Origin of the sequence: Paenibacillus sp. 3LSP (assembly GCF_032465655.1) — a bacterium.
Lineage (GTDB): Bacteria > Bacillota > Bacilli > Paenibacillales > Paenibacillaceae > Fontibacillus > Fontibacillus barengoltzii.
In genome coordinates, this window is the sequence record NZ_JAWDJI010000206.1 from 1 (window position 1) to 17,437 (window position 17,437).

The 17,437-nt window shown below is 56.7% G+C and carries 16 protein-coding genes and 1 riboswitch; of the genes, 14 read left to right on the plus strand and 2 right to left on the minus strand.

Annotation, left to right across the window (positions count from 1 at the left end; all coding sequences use genetic code 11):
• The 6 genes from RW092_RS17515 to RW092_RS17540 all read left to right on the plus strand — a co-directional run.
• Positions 1-1,097 (plus strand): aminotransferase-like domain-containing protein (locus tag RW092_RS17515; RefSeq protein WP_316010815.1); only part of this gene is annotated, 1,097 nt, incomplete at its 5' end.
• Between the two features lie 124 nt (positions 1,098-1,221).
• A complete protein-coding gene (locus RW092_RS17520) occupies positions 1,222-2,007 on the plus strand; it encodes an AraC family transcriptional regulator (RefSeq protein ID WP_316010816.1) in 786 nt (261 codons plus the stop codon).
• Positions 2,008-2,277: 270 nt separating this feature from the next.
• Positions 2,278-3,726 (plus strand): ABC transporter substrate-binding protein, encoded by a 1,449-nt coding sequence (locus tag RW092_RS17525; protein ID WP_316010817.1) that lies wholly within the window; start codon positions 2,278-2,280, stop codon positions 3,724-3,726.
• 107 nt (positions 3,727-3,833) lie between these two features.
• Positions 3,834-4,715 (plus strand): carbohydrate ABC transporter permease, encoded by an 882-nt coding sequence (locus RW092_RS17530; protein ID WP_085170471.1) that lies wholly within the window; start codon positions 3,834-3,836, stop codon positions 4,713-4,715.
• 29 nt (positions 4,716-4,744) lie between these two features.
• Positions 4,745-5,608, plus strand: a complete 864-nt coding sequence (locus tag RW092_RS17535) for a carbohydrate ABC transporter permease (RefSeq protein ID WP_036699921.1) — start codon at positions 4,745-4,747, stop codon at positions 5,606-5,608.
• A gap of 17 nt (positions 5,609-5,625) precedes the next feature.
• On the plus strand, positions 5,626-6,789 hold the full coding sequence (locus tag RW092_RS17540; protein ID WP_316010818.1) for an efflux RND transporter periplasmic adaptor subunit: 1,164 nt from the start codon (positions 5,626-5,628) through the stop codon (positions 6,787-6,789).
• 60 nt (positions 6,790-6,849) lie between these two features.
• On the opposite strand, the gene asd is transcribed toward RW092_RS17540, so the two are convergent.
• Positions 6,850-7,647, minus strand: a complete 798-nt coding sequence (gene asd / locus RW092_RS17545; RefSeq protein WP_028538668.1) for an archaetidylserine decarboxylase — start codon at positions 7,645-7,647, stop codon at positions 6,850-6,852.
• Between the two features lie 181 nt (positions 7,648-7,828).
• Positions 7,829-7,940: riboswitch (TPP riboswitch) on the plus strand.
• 101 nt (positions 7,941-8,041) lie between these two features.
• Between asd and RW092_RS17550 the strand changes: the two genes are divergently transcribed.
• The 3 genes from RW092_RS17550 to RW092_RS17560 are packed head-to-tail and all read left to right on the plus strand — an operon-like array spanning position 8,042 to position 11,087.
• Positions 8,042-8,653, plus strand: a complete 612-nt coding sequence (locus RW092_RS17550; RefSeq protein ID WP_371859519.1) for an ECF transporter S component — start codon at positions 8,042-8,044, stop codon at positions 8,651-8,653.
• Positions 8,653-10,278 carry an ABC transporter ATP-binding protein gene (locus RW092_RS17555; protein WP_316010819.1) on the plus strand — a complete coding sequence of 542 codons (1,626 nt, stop codon included), beginning with the start codon at positions 8,653-8,655 and terminating at the stop codon, positions 10,276-10,278. Before RW092_RS17550 ends, RW092_RS17555 begins: the two co-directional genes overlap by 1 nt.
• The gene (locus RW092_RS17560) at positions 10,275-11,087 is read left to right on the plus strand and encodes an energy-coupling factor transporter transmembrane component T family protein (protein ID WP_016311039.1); all 813 of its coding nucleotides are present in this window, start codon (positions 10,275-10,277) and stop codon (positions 11,085-11,087) included. The genes RW092_RS17555 and RW092_RS17560 overlap by 4 nt, the downstream gene beginning before the upstream one ends.
• A gap of 93 nt (positions 11,088-11,180) precedes the next feature.
• Here RW092_RS17560 and RW092_RS17565 read toward each other — a convergent pair whose 3' ends face one another.
• Positions 11,181-12,278 carry a YheC/YheD family endospore coat-associated protein gene (locus RW092_RS17565; protein WP_016311040.1) on the minus strand — a complete coding sequence of 366 codons (1,098 nt, stop codon included), beginning with the start codon at positions 12,276-12,278 and terminating at the stop codon, positions 11,181-11,183.
• 225 nt (positions 12,279-12,503) lie between these two features.
• Here RW092_RS17565 and RW092_RS17570 point away from each other — a divergent pair, with 225 nt between their 5' ends.
• From RW092_RS17570 to RW092_RS17590, 5 genes are all read left to right on the plus strand, one after another.
• Positions 12,504-13,682, plus strand: coding sequence for a glycosyltransferase family 4 protein (locus RW092_RS17570; RefSeq protein ID WP_316010820.1), 1,179 nt, complete (start codon positions 12,504-12,506; stop codon positions 13,680-13,682).
• Positions 13,683-13,867: 185 nt separating this feature from the next.
• Positions 13,868-14,698 (plus strand): glycosyltransferase family 2 protein, encoded by an 831-nt coding sequence (locus RW092_RS17575; protein ID WP_316010821.1) that lies wholly within the window; start codon positions 13,868-13,870, stop codon positions 14,696-14,698.
• Between the two features lie 7 nt (positions 14,699-14,705).
• Positions 14,706-15,839, plus strand: coding sequence for a glycosyltransferase family 2 protein (locus RW092_RS17580; RefSeq protein ID WP_316010822.1), 1,134 nt, complete (start codon positions 14,706-14,708; stop codon positions 15,837-15,839).
• Complete coding sequence (locus RW092_RS17585) at positions 15,836-16,579, plus strand: glycosyltransferase family 2 protein (protein WP_316010823.1); 744 nt, start codon at positions 15,836-15,838, stop codon at positions 16,577-16,579. Before RW092_RS17580 ends, RW092_RS17585 begins: the two co-directional genes overlap by 4 nt.
• A gap of 38 nt (positions 16,580-16,617) precedes the next feature.
• Positions 16,618-17,349, plus strand: coding sequence for a sugar phosphate nucleotidyltransferase (locus RW092_RS17590; RefSeq protein WP_316010824.1), 732 nt, complete (start codon positions 16,618-16,620; stop codon positions 17,347-17,349).
• Positions 17,350-17,437: the final 88 nt, after the last annotated feature.

A 17,437-nucleotide genomic window follows, 5' to 3' on the forward strand; every position in this document is an offset into this window, starting at 1 on the left:
TCCCAGGGGCCCCCGTCCCGGTCTCGTACCGGGACGGGGGCCCCTGGGAGGCGCTGTTCCCGACGGCGGAGTGGAACAGCGCCCTGGCGTGGGCGGCGCGCAGCAAGCCCGGCGCCGCCTTGGGTGAAGCCGCGGCTCCGGCCGGTGAGCCGGAGCTGCGTGCGGCGATCGCTGCGCATCTGCGGCGCAGCCGCGGGATTGCGGCAGAGGCAGAGCACATCTGCCTCTTTAACGGGTCGATGCAGGCGATCACGCTGCTGACCCAGCTGCTGCTGGGGGAAGGCGAGCCCGCGGTGCTGGAGAACCCGTGTTACTACGGGATCTCGCGGGCGGTGGCCGCCTGCGGAGGCGTGTCCGTCCCGGCGGCGCTGGACGGAGACGGCATCGTGCCGCGCGATTGGGACGCGCGGCTGCTGTTCGTCACGCCGGGTCGGCAGTTCCCGACCGGCGTCGTGCTCTCCCACGCCCGGCGGCGCGAGCTGCTGGCGTGGGCCGCGCGGCGGAACGCTGTCATCGTCGAGGACGATTACGACAGCGAGTTCCGCTGGGGCGGCCGCCCGCTGGAGCCGCTCAAGGCGTTGGACCGCGAGGAGCGCGTCGTCTACGTCGGCTCCTTCTCCAAGACGATGTTCGCCGCCCTGCGGGTCGGCTATGCCGTGCTGCCGCGCACCCTGGTTCGGCCCGTTGCGAGCGCGAAGGCGCTCTACGAGCCGGTGCCGCCGGCGCGGCTGGAGCAGCGGGCGCTCGCCCGGTTCATGCGCACGGGCGGCTACGAGCGCCACCTGCGCCGGATGCGGCGCCACTACGGCGCCAAGCAAAAGGCGTTCCGCCGCTGCATGGAACAGGAGCTGGGCGAATTGTTCCGCCTTCGCCCCGCCGATGCTGGATTGCTGCTGTACGCCGAATGGCTCCGCTCGCCGGAGGAGTACCAGGCATTCCGCCAAGCGGCGGCCGGTCGCGGCGTCCTGTTTCGCGATGCGGCTATTTACCGGATCACTCCGGGGCCGCCGGCAGCCTGCTTTGCTTTTTCCCATTTAGACGAATTGACGCTCATTGAGGGTGTATTTCGTATGAAAGCGGCCTGGGGGGATATTTAAACCCGTGCGCTTTAAAGGTATAATAAAGGTGATAAACTTGTCCTCGTGATGTAAGAGGAGGACAGGACACTGTACGGATCAGGCAAAATGATGCGATTGTATTTTTTTTACGGGAGGGAAGGACATGCTTCACGTTTCACCATCATCATTTGAATTGAAGCCGGCATTCGCCAAAATCGTCTGCGAACCCGGTTGGAAATGGCACAAGAGGGAGAAGCCGTTGCAGAACTATGATCTCTTCTATGTGTGGAGCGGTGAAGGCACGGTTGTCCTGAACGACCAGCCCATTCCGGTCAGTAAAGGCAGCTGCTTCCTGTTCCGCAAGGGGGATCACACCAGTGCTACGCATAACCCGCAGAAACCGCTGGTGCTGACGTACATCCATTTCGACGTCCACGAGCCCGTGACGGAAGTGCCGGGTCCTTACCGCGTACTGGAGGATACGCTGGATTTCGAGTATATGTTGTCGCGTTACGTCCGTTTATTTTTGATGAAGGCCTATGCCGCCGAAGAGGAGGCTCAGCTGATTCTCAAGCAGCTGTTGATTTATTTGCTGCGGGAAGAGCGGCGGGTACCGGTGGAGAAGAAGGTCAGCAACCAACTGCATGAAGTGATTCATGAAGTGGCGAACTATGTGCTCCAGCATCCCGGCCTCCCTCATAAAGTGCAGGATTTGGCTGCCCGGGCAGGCTTGTCCCCGCGCTATTTCTCGATTAAATTCAAGGAAATTATCGGAATGTCTGTGCAATCTTACATCATTAAGTCGAGAATCGACCGGGCGCAGCATTTGCTTCTGCATGCCGGCATGAATGTGACCGAGGTGGCAGATGCGCTGGGGTATCGGGACATCTTCTTCTTCAGTCGCCAGTTTAAGCAATATACGGGAAAAAGCCCATCCGAAATCCGTTAAGCAGGTTGTTCTAAATCACGAACACCCTCTGAAGTGAATGAATTCATTGTTCTCGACTGCCAAGCTTGAAGCTTCGGCGGTTTTTTCTTTACAAACCTACAGGTTATTTTTGCCTAGTGCAGGCCGGACAACATCGTCCGGTCTTTTTTTGTGGCCGCGCCTGAGACAATTTGTTTACAAGTCAGTGATATTTTGGCGACATGTATGCCGTAAGCTGAGTGTTGCGTCGAAAGACGGCCTCATCCTGAAGACGAAGGAGGAAAAAGGAATATGAAACCGATGGCTTGGCTGGGACTCGTGCTGCTGCTGCTGGTTCTCTCTGCTTGCACCGGGTCCGGGAACGGGGAAGGGGGATTACTCGCGGATACGTCAACAACCGGGATAGCGTTGAATGGTACGAGCGGCCCTGCTTCCGGGACATCCGGCGATCCGGGGAAGAAGGAGAAATCGAATGAGCAGGTGAAGCTTGTCGTCGACACTTATTTTTTGAGCGATCAAGTCAAGGCTGCTGTGGAGAAATATGAACAACTGCATCCGAATGTCGATATTGAGCTGCATGCCGCTTCGACGTCGGGCAAAGATCTGAACGATGTGATGAACAAGCAGGAGCAATTTGTCAAGACCAGCAACACCGCCATGTTGGCCGGGAAAGGTCCTGACATCATCGAACTCGATCAGCTTCCTTCCGAACAATACGTGAAGCGGGGGTTGCTTGTCGATTTACACGAGCTGATGAATCAAGATGCTGACTTTCACAAGGAAAATTATTTCACCAATATTATGGACCATGTGCACAGCGGCGGGGACGGCGGGTTATACGGCATGCCATTGTATTTCTCACTAGTTGGTCTGTATGGCAATGTGGAAGCTATAGACCGGGCCGGCGTTTCGTTTGACGATGACCGCTGGACGCTGAACGACTTCATCGACACCATCAAGCAGTTAAAGCAAAAGGGCGATCCATCGTATATCTTCATGGGCGAGGAACGTTATTTCTTGGAACAGCTCGTGACGGAGAATTTCGAGAAGCTCATCACCGTAACGAACGGGGAGCCGCAATTGGATACAAACGCCTTGGCTGAGATGATGGAGCAGGTCCAAAAGATGGCGGATGATGGACTGCTTCATAAGATGGGGAACTCTCAGAGATTAACTGCGGTTGGGGAATCCGGGACCGGCAGCAAGAATCCCGCCTATTTTATGGATGCAGAGCTCTATTCGCTGCGGGACGCCTTGTTGTACGCCCCATTCCCGCGTACGGCGCTGTATGCTAAGCCGCATCCGGTGAATGCGGGTGGCGGCGGCTACTTCAAACCGTTCGGGCAGCTTGGCATCAATGCCAATTCCGACCATCCACAGGAAGCTTGGGACTTCATTCAATTTCTGCTCAACGAGGAGAGCGTACAAGCTTATTTCGACGAGCATTTGGATGCCAGCCCTGGTTTTCCGATGAACCGAAGTGTATACGAGCAACAGAAGAGCAAGCTCCTTCAGGACGGAACGGTTACAAGCGGGAACGGTCCGAAGGTTCCGGTCGATCCGGATATGCTGGCGCAGGTGGACCATTACATCAACACAGCCGTCCATGCTGTGGGAGGTCCTTCCAAACTCTCCGAGACGATATATAACGAGACGGAAGCGTTCTTTGCCGGCCAGAAGTCAGCGAGCGACGTAGCGAAGGTGATCGCGAACAAGATCAATCTGTTGTTGAATGAATGACGGATAATGGACAACTTTTTACTTAGAGGGGGGATGGGACATGTATCACAAAACAATCACGGAGGACGTCGCCCATTTGCTGCAGAACCAAGCGACGACTGAGCCCCATGAATAAGCTGCTCACCCTGCTTCGCAAGGACGGGTTCCAGGCTTTCTGGCTGCTTGCTCCGAGCGTGATTGGCTTCTCGATCTTTTATCTGATCCCATTTCTATTAGGCTTCTGGGAATCGTTCACGGACGGTGCGGGCGTTGGAGGAAGCAAATTCGTTGGCTTGCATAACTACATCGACCTGCTGGGCAGCAGCTCCTTCCGCAAGGCGGCTGCCAATACCTTGCTATTCACCGCGGTCAGCGTTCCGTTGCTCATTCTCTTGTCCCTCGGCTTGGCTTTGCTGCTGAACCGGCCGTTGTTCCTCCGTGACGGGATCCGAACATCCATCGTGTTGCCCCTCGTCGTTCCCGTCGCTTCGACCGTTACGATCTGGCAAATTTTCTTCGATTGGAACGGGACGCTGAACGAGTGGCTGCATGAGTTCGGGCAAGGTCGAATCGATTGGATGCAGTCCGATTGGTCGATAGGCATCGTTGCGGTGATGTTTCTTTGGAAGAACCTCGGCTACAACATGATTCTGTTCCTGGCTGGCTTGCAATCGATCCCTAGATCGTATTACGAATCAGCCAGTATCGAGGGAGCGGGACCGTTGCGCCGGCTGTACCACATCACGCTGGTCTATTTGACGCCAACGATGTTTTTCGTCGTGCTCATTTCCATCGTCAATTCGTTTAAAGTGTTCCGGGAAACGTATCTGCTGGCGGGGGATTATCCATACGATCGCCTCTACATGATGCAGCATTATATGAACAACATGTTCGCTTCGCTGGACGTTCAGAAGCTGACTGCCGCCGCGATCCTGATGGTCGGCTGCATCGCTCTGCTGGTTGCTCTTCTGCTCGCGGTGGAGCGTCGGTTTCGGGAGAACATGGAATGAACGGAGGTGATCGAGTGAGGAAGCTCGGCATGCTGCCCCAAATCATCGCGGCGCTTGCGGCTGGCGCAGTTGCACTGGTTATGCTCGTGCCCATCATTCTGACCGTGACGGGTTCGCTGATGACGGAACAAGAGATCGAGCGGAATTACGGTCTTCTCGGCGTCATGATCGATGTATCGCAGGGAGGAGCGGACGCTTTCGTTAATTTGAAGCTGCTTCCTGACTGGCTGTCCTTCGGCCAATACGCGCAAATCTTAATCCAGTCGGCGAAATATCTTCACATGTTCTGGAACTCCGCCCTGCTGGTGGCACCGATTGTGGTTGGGCAAGCCGTCTGCGGTACGCTGGCGGCTTACGCCTTCGCCAAGCTGCGATTCTTCGGCAGGGATCAGCTGTTTTTCGTCTATCTGCTCACCATGTTGATGCCGTTCCAGGTGACGCTTGTACCCAATTATCTCGTCATCGACCAGCTGGGCCTGATGAATCACGAATCGGCGATCATTCTGCCCGGCATCTTCGGCGCGTTTGGCGTGTTCATGATGCGTCAATTCATGACGCATATTCCGAATGCGTACATCGAAGCTGCTAAAATCGACGGAGCGGGGCAATTCACGATTTTCTTGCGCATAATCGTTCCGCTTGTCCAACCCGGCCTGGCGGCTCTGAGTGTTCTCCTGTTCATCGACTACTGGAACATGATTGAGCAACCGCTCATCTTCCTGCAGGATGACGCCAAGCAGCCGTTGTCTCTCTATCTGGCGCAGATTAACAAACAGGCCCGCGGCATCGGTTTTGCGGCTTCAACGCTGTACATGGCTCCGGCGGTACTCCTATTTTTGTATGCGGAGTCGTATTTCGTCGAAGGGATTGGGCAGTCAGGAATTAAAGGTTAGCCGGGAGGTGAGGGTGCTTGGAAGAATTGGCAACCCGTTCAAAACAAAGAAAAATACGCGCGCTTGGGGGACTCTTCTTCGCCCTGCTTATCGTGCTGACGCTGGGCGGTAACACGATTCGGGCGTTGTCGATGCCGAAGGTGACCACGGCTGTGCCCACCGTCGGATCACTGGATTATTCCTATGAAGGGAGCGCACTGGTCCGGCCGGCAGCGGAACGAAAACTGATGAATCCGGCGGGCTGGAAGGTGCTTAAAGTGCTTGTGAAGGTTGGAGATAAGGTGCATAAAGGACAGCCGCTCGTCCGCTATGACGACAGCGACGTGCAGGACCAGCTTGCCGATCAGCAATCTTCCCTGAAGAAGATGCAGTTGTCGCTGGAACAACTGGAGTACGATTTGAAGCAGGCGCTCCGGGAAGGGGATGAGGAAGCCGTGCATCATGCGTCCTCAGCGCTGAAGAGCATGCAGTTTGATATAGAAGATCAGAAGCGGCGCATCACCAAGCTGCAGGAGGAGATCCAAGCGGGTCGGGAGCTGATCGCTCCGGTGGATGGCATCGTCATGACGGTAGGTGCTGAAGAGGGGATCGCCTCAGCGGGGGTTCCTGACGTCAGCCTATCCGATACGTCCCAGGGCTATCAGATCTGGTTGATGGTGCCGGACGAGCTTGCGATCCTGATCCGGTCCGGTGAAGAACTTGATTCGATCACGCTTGTAGACGACGATGCCCGACAGCTTACCGGCACCGTTACCACGATCGAAGAGGCGTACGATGGAGGGGGGGATTCGATCGGCGATGACCAGCTTGGGCCTGGCGACAGCGGCCAAGCCTCGGCCGCGAACACCCGGATCACGATATCACTGAAGGAAGAAGAATCCGGTCTCCTAGGCGGTGAACGCGTCAAAGTGAGCCTGCGCAAATCGAAGGGCGACCAACTGTTGCTCGTCCCCAATGAAGCCGTTCATCATGACAGCCAGGGGGCGTTCCTATACACGATCTCTGCGGAACAAGGCCCGCTTGGCAATGCATATTACGCAAAACTAACCCGAGTCGAGACGGAAGGTTCGAACGAATACGCAACAGCTGTCAGCGGTGAGATCTTCGAGCAGTCCGAGGTCATCGTAGGCAGCACAGGGCTGATCATGGACGGTACCCGCGTTCGGTATGAGCTGAACTAGCAATACAGTGCAGGAGATGGGAAGAGCCGGCCGAAGCCGGCGATGCATGGTCTTGTTTAATTAGCTTGGGTTTGCGGAGTTAAAGCGGCCCAGCGCTTCACCCATCCGTACCTTCTGTCCGGGGGCAAGTTCAGGCCAGGGGGTAAAGGTGCCGTTCTGGGTGAGCAGGACGACGGTGGATCCAAACTCGAAATAAGCGAGGTCGTCGCCTTGCTCCCAGGATTTTGCCGAAGGATCGGTATACTGGATACTGCTCACGTTCATCGCGCCGACCTTCACAAGAGCGATTTCCCCATACTCATGGGAGATGTAAGTGATCAAGCGTTCGTTTCGGCATAACACCTTCTTCATATGGCGCATGCCAAAATCATTCACCGGGTAGACCCGGCCTTGGATGTGCTCACTTTCCAGCTTTTTGCCCGTCACGGGCGCGTGAATCCGGTGATAATCTGTAGGACTCAGATACAGAACAAAGGCGTATCCGTGTTTGTACAATTCGACGCGGGGAGAGCCGGCCAGCAGCGCTTCCAAGGAATAATCCTGTCCTTTCACGTTCAGGATCGTGCCGGATTGCACCTCGCCCATAAACGTAATCAGCGCGTCCACCGGACTAATCATCACTCCCGGCTCCGCGTGCAGCGGGCGCATGCCCGGCTTTAGCTTGCGGGTGAAGAATTCGTTTAACGTGCGGTATTCCCGAAGCTCCTTCTCCGCTTCATGCAGCGGAATGCCATACGATTTTGCGAATAAAGGGATCATTGCTCGGCTAACCCCCGAATGAGAGAATTTGCCTATCAACCGGGATAACCATTTCCGGGAGGAAAGCTCCGTCATCCATTTCATCCATGTCGCGGCCAAATCGCATCCTCCTAGTCTGTCCAGTAATGCTGCATGGGTATTGATGAATTCGTTGCCACTTCCGCTTATCTTGACACAGAATCAGACCGAAATCAATAACGGACTGGTAACCCCCAGTTTACAGATTTGTACAAATTTAGGCTTGATGCCTGGGCGGGGTTGGTGTATGTTTATATCAATCGCATAGGGATACGGGGGCTTGAGCGAATCAGGCTGAGATAGCGGCATATTGCGCCGCGGACCGTTAATCTGATCTGGATAATGCCAGCGTAGAGAATCGATCGTCCGGGACTTTTTGTGCCTTCGTGCGTCCCCGTGACCTGACCACCGTCTGAGCTATTCAGGCGGTTTTTTTTACGATGCGAGGATTTAAATCAAATGATCAGGAGGAGAGATGAAGATGTCAGAGGTTGTTCAAAAAAGAACGGGGCGTGGTCTCAAGCTCAGTGATGTGCTGGTAACGGTGTTGGTCTCGCTGGTGCTGGGTGTGGTGTATCACTTTTGGAGTTCGGTGTACAATTTGTTCTCCCCCCTGTTCTTCCAGGCCGATGAACTGGTGTACGGGATGTGGTTCCTGGCTGCAACGCTGGTGTTCTTGTTGATTCGCAAACCGGGGGTGGCGTTAATCGCGGAGATCGCTGCTGCCCATGTGGAAATTTTGTTCGGGAGCGAGTGGGGCGTCCAGTTGGTCCTTTACAGTGTGCTGCAAGGTTTAGGGGCGGAGCTGGTGTTCGCCGCGTTCCGGTACCGGAAATTTTCCGGCTCCGTTGCTGCGTTGGCTGGGATTGGGGCTGCCGTGGGTTCGGTCCTCCCGGATTTCTTCTACGGCTATGTGCAGGATTACGAGCCGTGGCTCTTGACTGCCAAATATGCGATGCGGGCCGTCAGCTCGGCGCTGATCTGCGGGTACTTCGCTTATGCCGTCGTGAAGGCCGTAGAGGCGACAGGGGTTACGACATTGCTGCGACCCGTTGATCCCAAAGATTATGCGGCGTTGAATGACTGATGAGCAAAGAAACGACGGCAGCTGAGATCCGGGAGCTGCGGCTCAAGTTCCCGGGAGAGGATCGATTTGTGTTTAAGGATTTGGATTACTCGGTGCGGCGCGGGGAGCATGTGCTGCTGCTGGGTCCCAGCGGATGCGGCAAATCGACGCTGCTCCAGGTGCTGAGCGGCATCATTCCAGACCTAGTTGAGATTCCGATGCGCACGTCCGCACAACAGCTTCCCGCGTCATGGCGATTTTTGTTCCAGGATCCGGATACGCAGTTTTGTATGCCTTACGTGGATGAGGAGTTGGCGTTCGCCTTAGAAAATTTGGGCGTGCCGAAGCCGGATATGCCCGCGCGGATGCAGGCTGCATTGGCGAAGGTGGGCCTTGACCTGCCTGAGCTCCATGTGCCGATCGATTCGCTATCCCAAGGGATGAAGCAACGGTTGGCGCTTGCCTCCGTGCTGCTGGGCGATCCGGAGGTGCTGCTGCTGGATGAGCCTTCGGCATTGCTCGATCCGCAGGGCCGAGAGCAAATTTGGCAAGCGATCGCTAAGGTGGCTGAGGGCCGCACCCTCATTATCGTGGAGCATCGGATCGAGGAGTTGACGGCGCTAGGTCTGGTTGACCGCGTCGTGTTGTTTGGACCGGATGGGAAGGTGTTGGGCGAGGGGGCACCGGACGTCGTGTTTGATACGTATCATTCCGAGCTTATTGAATTTGGGATCTGGTATCCCGGCGTATGGGAAGCGTATTTTGCCACAGAAGCCGGCCGCAGGTTATTGGAGCCGGTGGGAGGTAGCCGGCAATTGGATGGACCTGCCGCCGTGGAGTTGACTGACTTTCACGGGTTCCGGCATGGGCGGCCGGTGATTGAAGTCGGGCAAGCCGCCGTGTATCCCGGGGATTGGATTGCGATCACTGGGCCAAACGGTGCAGGGAAGAGCTCGTTGCTGCTCAGTCTGATCGGTTTACTGCCGTCTGAGGGGGCATTTACGCTGCAGGGAAAACGGATCGAGACTGGGAAGCTTAGCCGACGTGACCGCAGACGACGGTTGGAGTTGGCCGCTCGTGAGATCGGATTTGTGTTCCAGAATCCGGAGTTTCAGTTTGTCGCCGATCGGGTGGTGGACGAAGTCACCTTCTCGCTGAGGGAGGATGGACTTGACGCCAGAACGCTGAACGGTCGGGTGACGGAGTATCTAGAGCAGTTTGGTCTAACCGGCTTGGAGATGCGGCATCCTTACCAGCTGTCGCTGGGGCAGAAGCGGCGCCTTAGTGTGGCTGCGGCGGCCGTACGCGAACAACAGGTGTTGCTGCTAGATGAGCCGACCTTCGGTCAGGATGCTGCGAACACGTTTGCCATTCTGCAGTTATGCGAGGCGTTACGTCGACGCGGGACGGCGATCCTCATGGTTACCCATGAAGAGCGGATCGCAGAGCAGGTGGCCACCCAGCATTGGGAGGTCCGGGACGGACGGTTGACGAGCCAACGGTTGACCTCGCGGGTAGAACGGTCCCAGGCAAGTGCCGGCGAATCACCGGAATCCAACGGATCAGCCGAACGGGGAGCGGATATCACCTCCGCGCCAACCGACCAGCCTGGCCGCCGGGATCCAGAGGCGGTGATCGCCAGATGAGACGTTTTCTGACCCCGAAACGGCGGACTTGGTTGCATCAGGCGAACCCGGCTGCCAAGCTGGCGTTGATGATCCTGCTGTTTCTGCTGACGTTATTTACGCACCGGCTTGATTTTATTTTTTATCAGGCGATTCTTTTTACGTTCTTGCTGTTCCTGCTCAGTGGTTATGAACCTTGGAAGGTCGCTTTGCTTCTGTTCCCCTTTGCGCTGATCTTTGCTTCCTCGGCGGCGACGATGATTCTGTTTGGCAAAGGGACGGCGATCTGGTGGTCGTGGGGATTGTTCCGCATTTCTGAAGAAAGCTTCTACCGGGGGATTCACATCGGGTTCAAAGCAGTGGCTTTTGCTGCCGAAGGGCTGTTGTTCGTGTTGACGACTTCTTCGGTTGCTTTGTTTTACGCGCTAATGCAGCAGGCGAAGCTGCCGCCCAAATACGCCTACAGCTTTATGGCCTCGGTCCGGCTGCTTCCCATGGTCTGGGAGGAGCTGCTTGTCCGACGTAATGCGCTGCTGATTCGCGGCGTTCGCCGTCCGCGCGGACTGCCCGGTCTCGTCGCACAAGCGAAGCTGTACGCTGTGCCGCTGCTGTCTCAGAGCATCCGGCGGGCCCATCGTGTTGCTGTCGCCATGGAAGCGAAAGCGTTCGACGGAAATCGGCCGCGCACGTATTATTACCCGACTGCTTATTCCCGGTACGATGTGTTGACATGGCTGCTCATCGGCTTGGTTGCGGCTGCAGCTTACTTCCTAGCGGACTTGTACCCGCTATTTCACATTGCAGATGTTCGCTATCATGAAATCTTATGAAACGAAGGGGCAAGATTCCTTCCGGAGAAACGGGTTACTGCCTGCTCTCTGTGTTTAGGAATCCGCCCCTTTTTTTAGTTTTGTTCCATTTGGCTAAGCCCGGTTCGATCGGTCTAACAAATAACGGGCGTAAGCCATAGGCTGTCGATATGAATCCTTCCAGGCTTCCAGCAATCCGGCTTTACGAAAGCCGTAACGCTGGTCACGCCCATTGCATTCGATAAAGTAAGGCTTCCCGCTTGCGGATAAGCCAATGTCCAGCCCCAGGTCAGCGAGATGCGGGAGATGGCTGCCCAGATAGCGGGAGATGGTCAGGGCAAGCTCATTAACGTGAGCAAGGGCCGCCGGGACGATCTGCTCCGGGAGCACTTTGGCCAGCAGCTCCTCGGCGGGAAGGGCTTCGCCGCCTCTGGCGAGGTTACACACAAAGCTGCCTGCAGCAGCTACTTTGGCGAAGCGCCCGGTGACGCTCCAATCGCCTCCGCCGCCCCGCTGGACGGTGATCCGCAGATCGATGGGGCGCTGCTCGTATTCCGCCAGCGGAATACGCTCTTGCACGAGATAAGGCGTGCGACGCAGCATATGCCGAACCCCGGGCGGCAGTTGTCCCCGATGCAGTCGAATCGTCCTCCATTGCCGCTGGCCAAGTGGCGAAGCATAAGTGAGCTCCCACCCTGACGATGGCAGATGTCGCAATCGCATGACACCATGGCCAACGGAGCCGCGGATCGGCTTAAGGATGAGGTCCGTATGGCGGGTCATCATGTTCCGCAGATTGCTGGGGGTTAACGGCATCGATGCCGGAAGGTACGGCCGCAAGTGAGGAGCACTCCAGAGCAAGCGGTGGATGAAGTCTTTTCCATAACGGTTGGTTGTATTAAAGATTGTGATGCCCCGGGCATTCAGGGATTGGAGTCTTTTTCGAGCTGCAAGTCTGGGGTATAACGCTCGGTTATGGATCACTGCAGGCAAGGGAAGCTGTTGCTCGACGTATTCGATGCCATTATATACATACGCGAGACATCTGCCCCCTGCCGGATCGATGCCGGCGAGACGCAAGAAAACGGGGGTTAATCCATATTCCTGTGCCGCTTCTTCATACCCTGTGATCCACTCTTGGCCGGTTCTGCGCGTGGGGATCCCTCGGTACATGCTGGAATTCAGCAGGATTCCGACAGTGTCCTGACTCAAGTGGGTTTCCTCCTTCCCGTGCGTCTTCCTTCAGTGTATGTTGTCCCGGGTCATTAGCGTGGACGACTGTGCTGCGACAGCCGCCTGTTTTCGGGCGAACTGCGGATGGAACACCGCCTTTGGCAAATTAGGCTCATCTTCCAGGAAGGTGTCACATTTGCCAGGAGGTTCTCGTATATTTAGGATATCGAATGCAAGTGAAACGGTAAGGAGGGGGGACTTCACATGGATCGGGAAAAAGTCGCGTTGATCGCGTCTGACGCCTTTACGGCGGTTTCAGGGAAACACCGTCCAGTGAAGAGGGTGCTGGAACGAATGCTCCCTCATGCGGCAGAGCAGCTGCACATTCGCCTCTTTGGCGTTGCGGACGGGCATCTACCGGCCCAAGGATGGATGGGGGGCGTTCCTTTTTATTGCTTGCCCGGGGGACGCCTCTATCTGGAGTCACTGCTGCGGCACTTGCGCAAGTGGCGGCCAGATACGGTGGACGTTTATGGCCGACCATTGCTGGCTTGTCAGCTGAAAGCTCGGCTTCCGCTCTCCCGTGTACTGTTGACGTTACCCTCTGCCCAGATCGTATCTTCTTCCTGCCATCCCAAGGCATATACAATGCAAGTTCTGGAAAGCGTGGACGGCCTGATCGTCGGCAGTGAACGGACCAAAGCCGAGTTGCTGGCGCAGTTCCCATCTTTGGGCACTCCGGTATGGGTTCATTTGCCGGGGGCAAGCCTAGAGGAACAGGTGCTGCTGCGCTGGACGCCAGATGGGGAACGGGAACGTCAACAGCGGCTGATGGAGCGGGGATGGATGAATCGCAAAATCATTCTATTGGCTGGAAGTTGGCCGCCGCTTAGGGACGAGGAGCACATTGTCTCGGCTCTTACCGAGGTGATGGATCGCGTGCCGGAGGCGATGCTGGTGTTCCTTGCCGCCGACTTCCCTGGAACGGGGGCTTTCCGTGAATGGTTTGAGCGATCGAAGCCGCATGGGCTTGCCGCCTACGCTCCAGAGCGGATTGCCAGCCTGCAGGCCGGGTCGCCTTACTTCATCTCGGATAGGTACCTCTTGGCGGATTGCCTGGTGATGTTACCGGGCGATGAGCCGGCATCGATGTTAACGCGCCTTGAAGCGATGGCTGCCGGCTTGCCTACGCTGGATGCTCATGACGCCCCGGTACTTGAATTTGCGGTTGATGGACTGCTCGCCGAAGGGGCGGGAGACAGCTTGGCTGATCGGATCATACTGCTGCTGGAGGAAGAGGAATTTCGTCAAATCATCGGCCGGGCCAGCCGAGAAATCGTTCGTCGTCATTACCGCTGGGATCACGCCGCAGACCGTTGGGTCAGTCTCGTGCGCGCCAGAGGGGTGCAGACGCACACAGGCCGACGAAGCGCTAAAAACTGATGATATCTGGATGTCCATAGCTAATCTTAGGGAAACGCCGAAAGGCGTTTTTTTCTTTTGTCCCATAAGCAGGGCCTGTGCCGCATTCGTCAGGACAACTGTACGTTTGCCGTTACCAGCCCCCCGGCCAATCATACACTGAGGTATATGCTCCGGTATTATCACGTTTTTGGGAGGAAATTGATGTGGTCAAAAAACACAAGCGGCCGCGCATCCGACTGAACCGCAAACCGATTCAGCGCCCTAAAGTGCTGCCGCGTTTGGTCAATCATCCCGATCCCATCGTATCCATCATCATTCCGGCGATGAATGAAAGGGCGACGATCGCCGGCGTACTGCGTGAAGCCGGTCTGGTGCATCCGCGCAGCGAAACGATCGTCGTGGTGAACGGCTCAACTGACGGGACCGCTGAGCTGGCTGAAGCCTGCGGCGCTCACGTCATCCACGTACCGGAGCCGCTGGGACATGATGTGGGCCGGCGCGTTGGGGCGGAGGCGGCCCGCGGTCAAGTGCTGCTGTTCATCGACGCTGACATGGTGATTCCAGCCCGGGAGCTTCGGCCTTTTGTCAACGCGGTGCTGACGGGTGTCGATGTGGCGCTGAACAGCTACTCCGGCCCGGTACGAGGGAAGGTGGCACATCCAGTCGTTCTGGCCAAACACGTCCTGAACGGTGTGCTGCAGCGTCCTGACCTGCGCGGAGCTTCCTTGACGGCAGTCCCGCATGCGATGAGCCGAACTGCGGTAGACACCGTCGGCCTGGATGCGCTGGAGGTTCCGCCGCTCGCCTTAGCTAAAGCGATCCGGCTGGGGTTAAACGTCCAGCCGGTGCATACCGTCCCCGTTGGCAAGCTAAATCCAGCCCGGGGACGCATAGGGAAGAAGGGAAGTCGTGTTGATCCGCTGACCGCATTGGTGGCAGGGGATCATCTGGAGGCGATCCATTGGCTACTCCTCCAGCAAGGACCGCGCGGCGGATACAGCGATCTGGGACGGCAGCGCGGTAAGGTGAGGTGATCCATTGATGGTCATGGTAACTCGGCAAAAGATGAAGGTTCGTCGGAAACGAAGAAGCGGTTCTTCGGCCCGTTTGCGCGGAGGAGCAATCCGGAGATCCAGCGGCTTCTCCCGCAAAGGCCGCCGCGGGGTCCGTCCTTCGACGGGAAGAAGATATGCCGGCATCCCGCTCCAACGCCTCAAAGCCAAAGCTTGGGCCGCAGGAGCCCGTGCGGCGGCACAGGATGGGGCGGAGAAGGGTTCGCCACAGATGCAGGCTTGTTTTCAAGCGTGGGCGCAGGCGGAGCGGGTGAATCAACTGCCTTTCACGGCTTTGTTGACGGCTTCCTTGGCGTATCGCCGCGGGTATGCCCATGCAGCCGGATTGAGTAAGATGTGGATTCCGCTGCCGCTGAAAGGCCGTGCCTCAGCGATTGTGACGGCGAGTAATGAGGAGCAGACGTTGCCGGCGGTTTTGGCAGAGCTCCGCAAGCTGCCTCTGCATGAGATCATCGTTGTCCTGAATGGCTGCGATGATGCAAGCTTTACCGTCGTGGATCGCGATCCGCGCATTACGCGGCTGAGCTTCCCCGAGCGGTTAGGGCATGACGTAGGCCGGGCGATTGGGGCGGCGATAGCTACCGGAGATATTTTGCTGTTCACCGACGGGGATATGTGCGTTGCCGCCGAGGATTTAGCTGCTTTTTTGATCGCCATCGATCGGGGAGAGGACTTGGCGCTCAACGATTTGACGCCGCATCTGCCGCGGTTCTCCCAGCAGGATGAGGTAACGCGCTGTAAGGCATTCTTGAATCTGGCGCTTGGACATCCGGAGTTGAAGGCGAACTCGTTAACTGCGGTGCCAAACGCTTTGTCCCGCCGCGCAGTACGGACGGTAGGCACCGCTGCGCTGATCGTTCCTCCGAAAGCCCAAGCGCTCGCCTTGGTTCGCGGGCTGAAGGCAGGTGCGCCGATTTCCGTGGACGTGATCCGCAAAAACCGTCTCCGCACCAGCAACAGCGGGGCGGGTAATGCGGTCGCACGGATGATCGTTGGCGACCATCTCGAGGCGCTTGGTGAGGTTATGAAAACGGAAGGCGTCCGGTTACGCTTCTCCACAATAGGCCGGAGCGAACTTGCGAAAGTGAGGAATGCCCGATGACGGCTGGAGTAACGAGTATCATCATTCCGACCTATAACGGGCTTCACTTGCTTGCCCCTTGCGTGGCGGCGATCCGTCAGTATACGGAGACTCCTTATGAGATTATCGTGGTGGACAACGGCTCCGAGGACGACACGGCATCGTTCTGTTTGAAGGAGCGTCTGATCCTGGTGGCGCTGCCGCGCAATGAAGGATTTCCGGTAGCAGTAAATCGAGGATTGTCCGTCGCTTCGGGCGATCACCTTCTCATTCTTAACAATGATGTGCTTGTCTCTCCACGCTGGCTCTCGAATCTGCTTCAGGCGCTGCACAGCGCCGCGGATGTCGGCCTCGTCGGCCCGGTGACCAATTATGCCAGCGGACGGCAGCAGGTGGAGATCAATTGGGCGGAAGGAGAGGATTTCGTCCAAATCGCCGAACGCCATAACCATTCGGATCCGGCCAAATGGCAGGAAGTTCAGCGGCTGATCGGCATGTGCCTGCTCTTTAAGCGGGAGGTACTGGAGCGGGCGGGAGGATTTGATGAACGGTTTTCGCCCGGTCATTACGAAGATGACGATTACTGCTATCGTGCTCGGCAGCTTGGTTATCGTCTGCTCATTTGCGGCGATACGCTGGTGTACCATGAAGGCAGTGCCAGCTTTAAAACCCGCCATCCGGAAGGGTGGAGCGAGCTTATAGAACGGAACCGTATGCGGTTTATCGAAAAATGGGGCGCAGATCCTTGGCAATTTATTTGACGGGAGCCCCAAATTTTTAAGGTAAGGGAGGAGCGTTCATGAAAGGTGTGATTTTGGCGGGGGGCACCGGCACGCGTCTATACCCGCTGACCCGATTGATCAACAAGCATCTGCTTCCGGTCGGGAATTATCCGATGGTCTGTTACGGCATAGAACGGCTGCGTCAAGCTGGAATCACCGACATCCTCATCGTGATCGGCAAACAATCTGCAGGGCAGTACGCGGACTTCCTTGGCAGTGGGGAGAACTTTGGGGTTAACCTGACGTATCGTATCCAGGAGTCGGCCGGTGGAATTGCAGAAGCCCTGGAGCTGGCGGAAGGGTTTATCCCACCGGCCAGTAAATTCGTTGTGCTATTGGGTGACAACCTGTTCTTGGACGATTTAACACCATACGTGGAGCGATTTAAGCAACAGCCTTTGGGCAGCGCACGGGTAATGCTGAAGCCGGTGGATGATCCACGGCGCTACGGCGTGCCGGTGTTTGCTGAAGATGCTCCGGAACATATTGCTTATATCGAAGAAAAACCGAAGAAACCGAAATCAAAATATTCGGTCACTGGGATTTACATGTACGATGACAGCGTGTTTGGCATGATCCGCAGCATCGAACGTTCCGCTCGCGGCGAACTGGAGATTACAGACGTGAATAACCTTTACGCGCGGGAAGGCAAGCTTGAGTTCGACGTACTCCAGTTGTGGTGGGGAGATGCCGGCACATTTGAATCGCTGCAGGAAGCCGCAATTCATATGAAAGGCGTACTTCCCTAAGCGATAGGGAAGCCGGAAAGGAGGCACGGGATGGCTACACGCGACAATGCGGCGGTCACCAGCCGCAAAACATTCGGCCAGTGGAGGC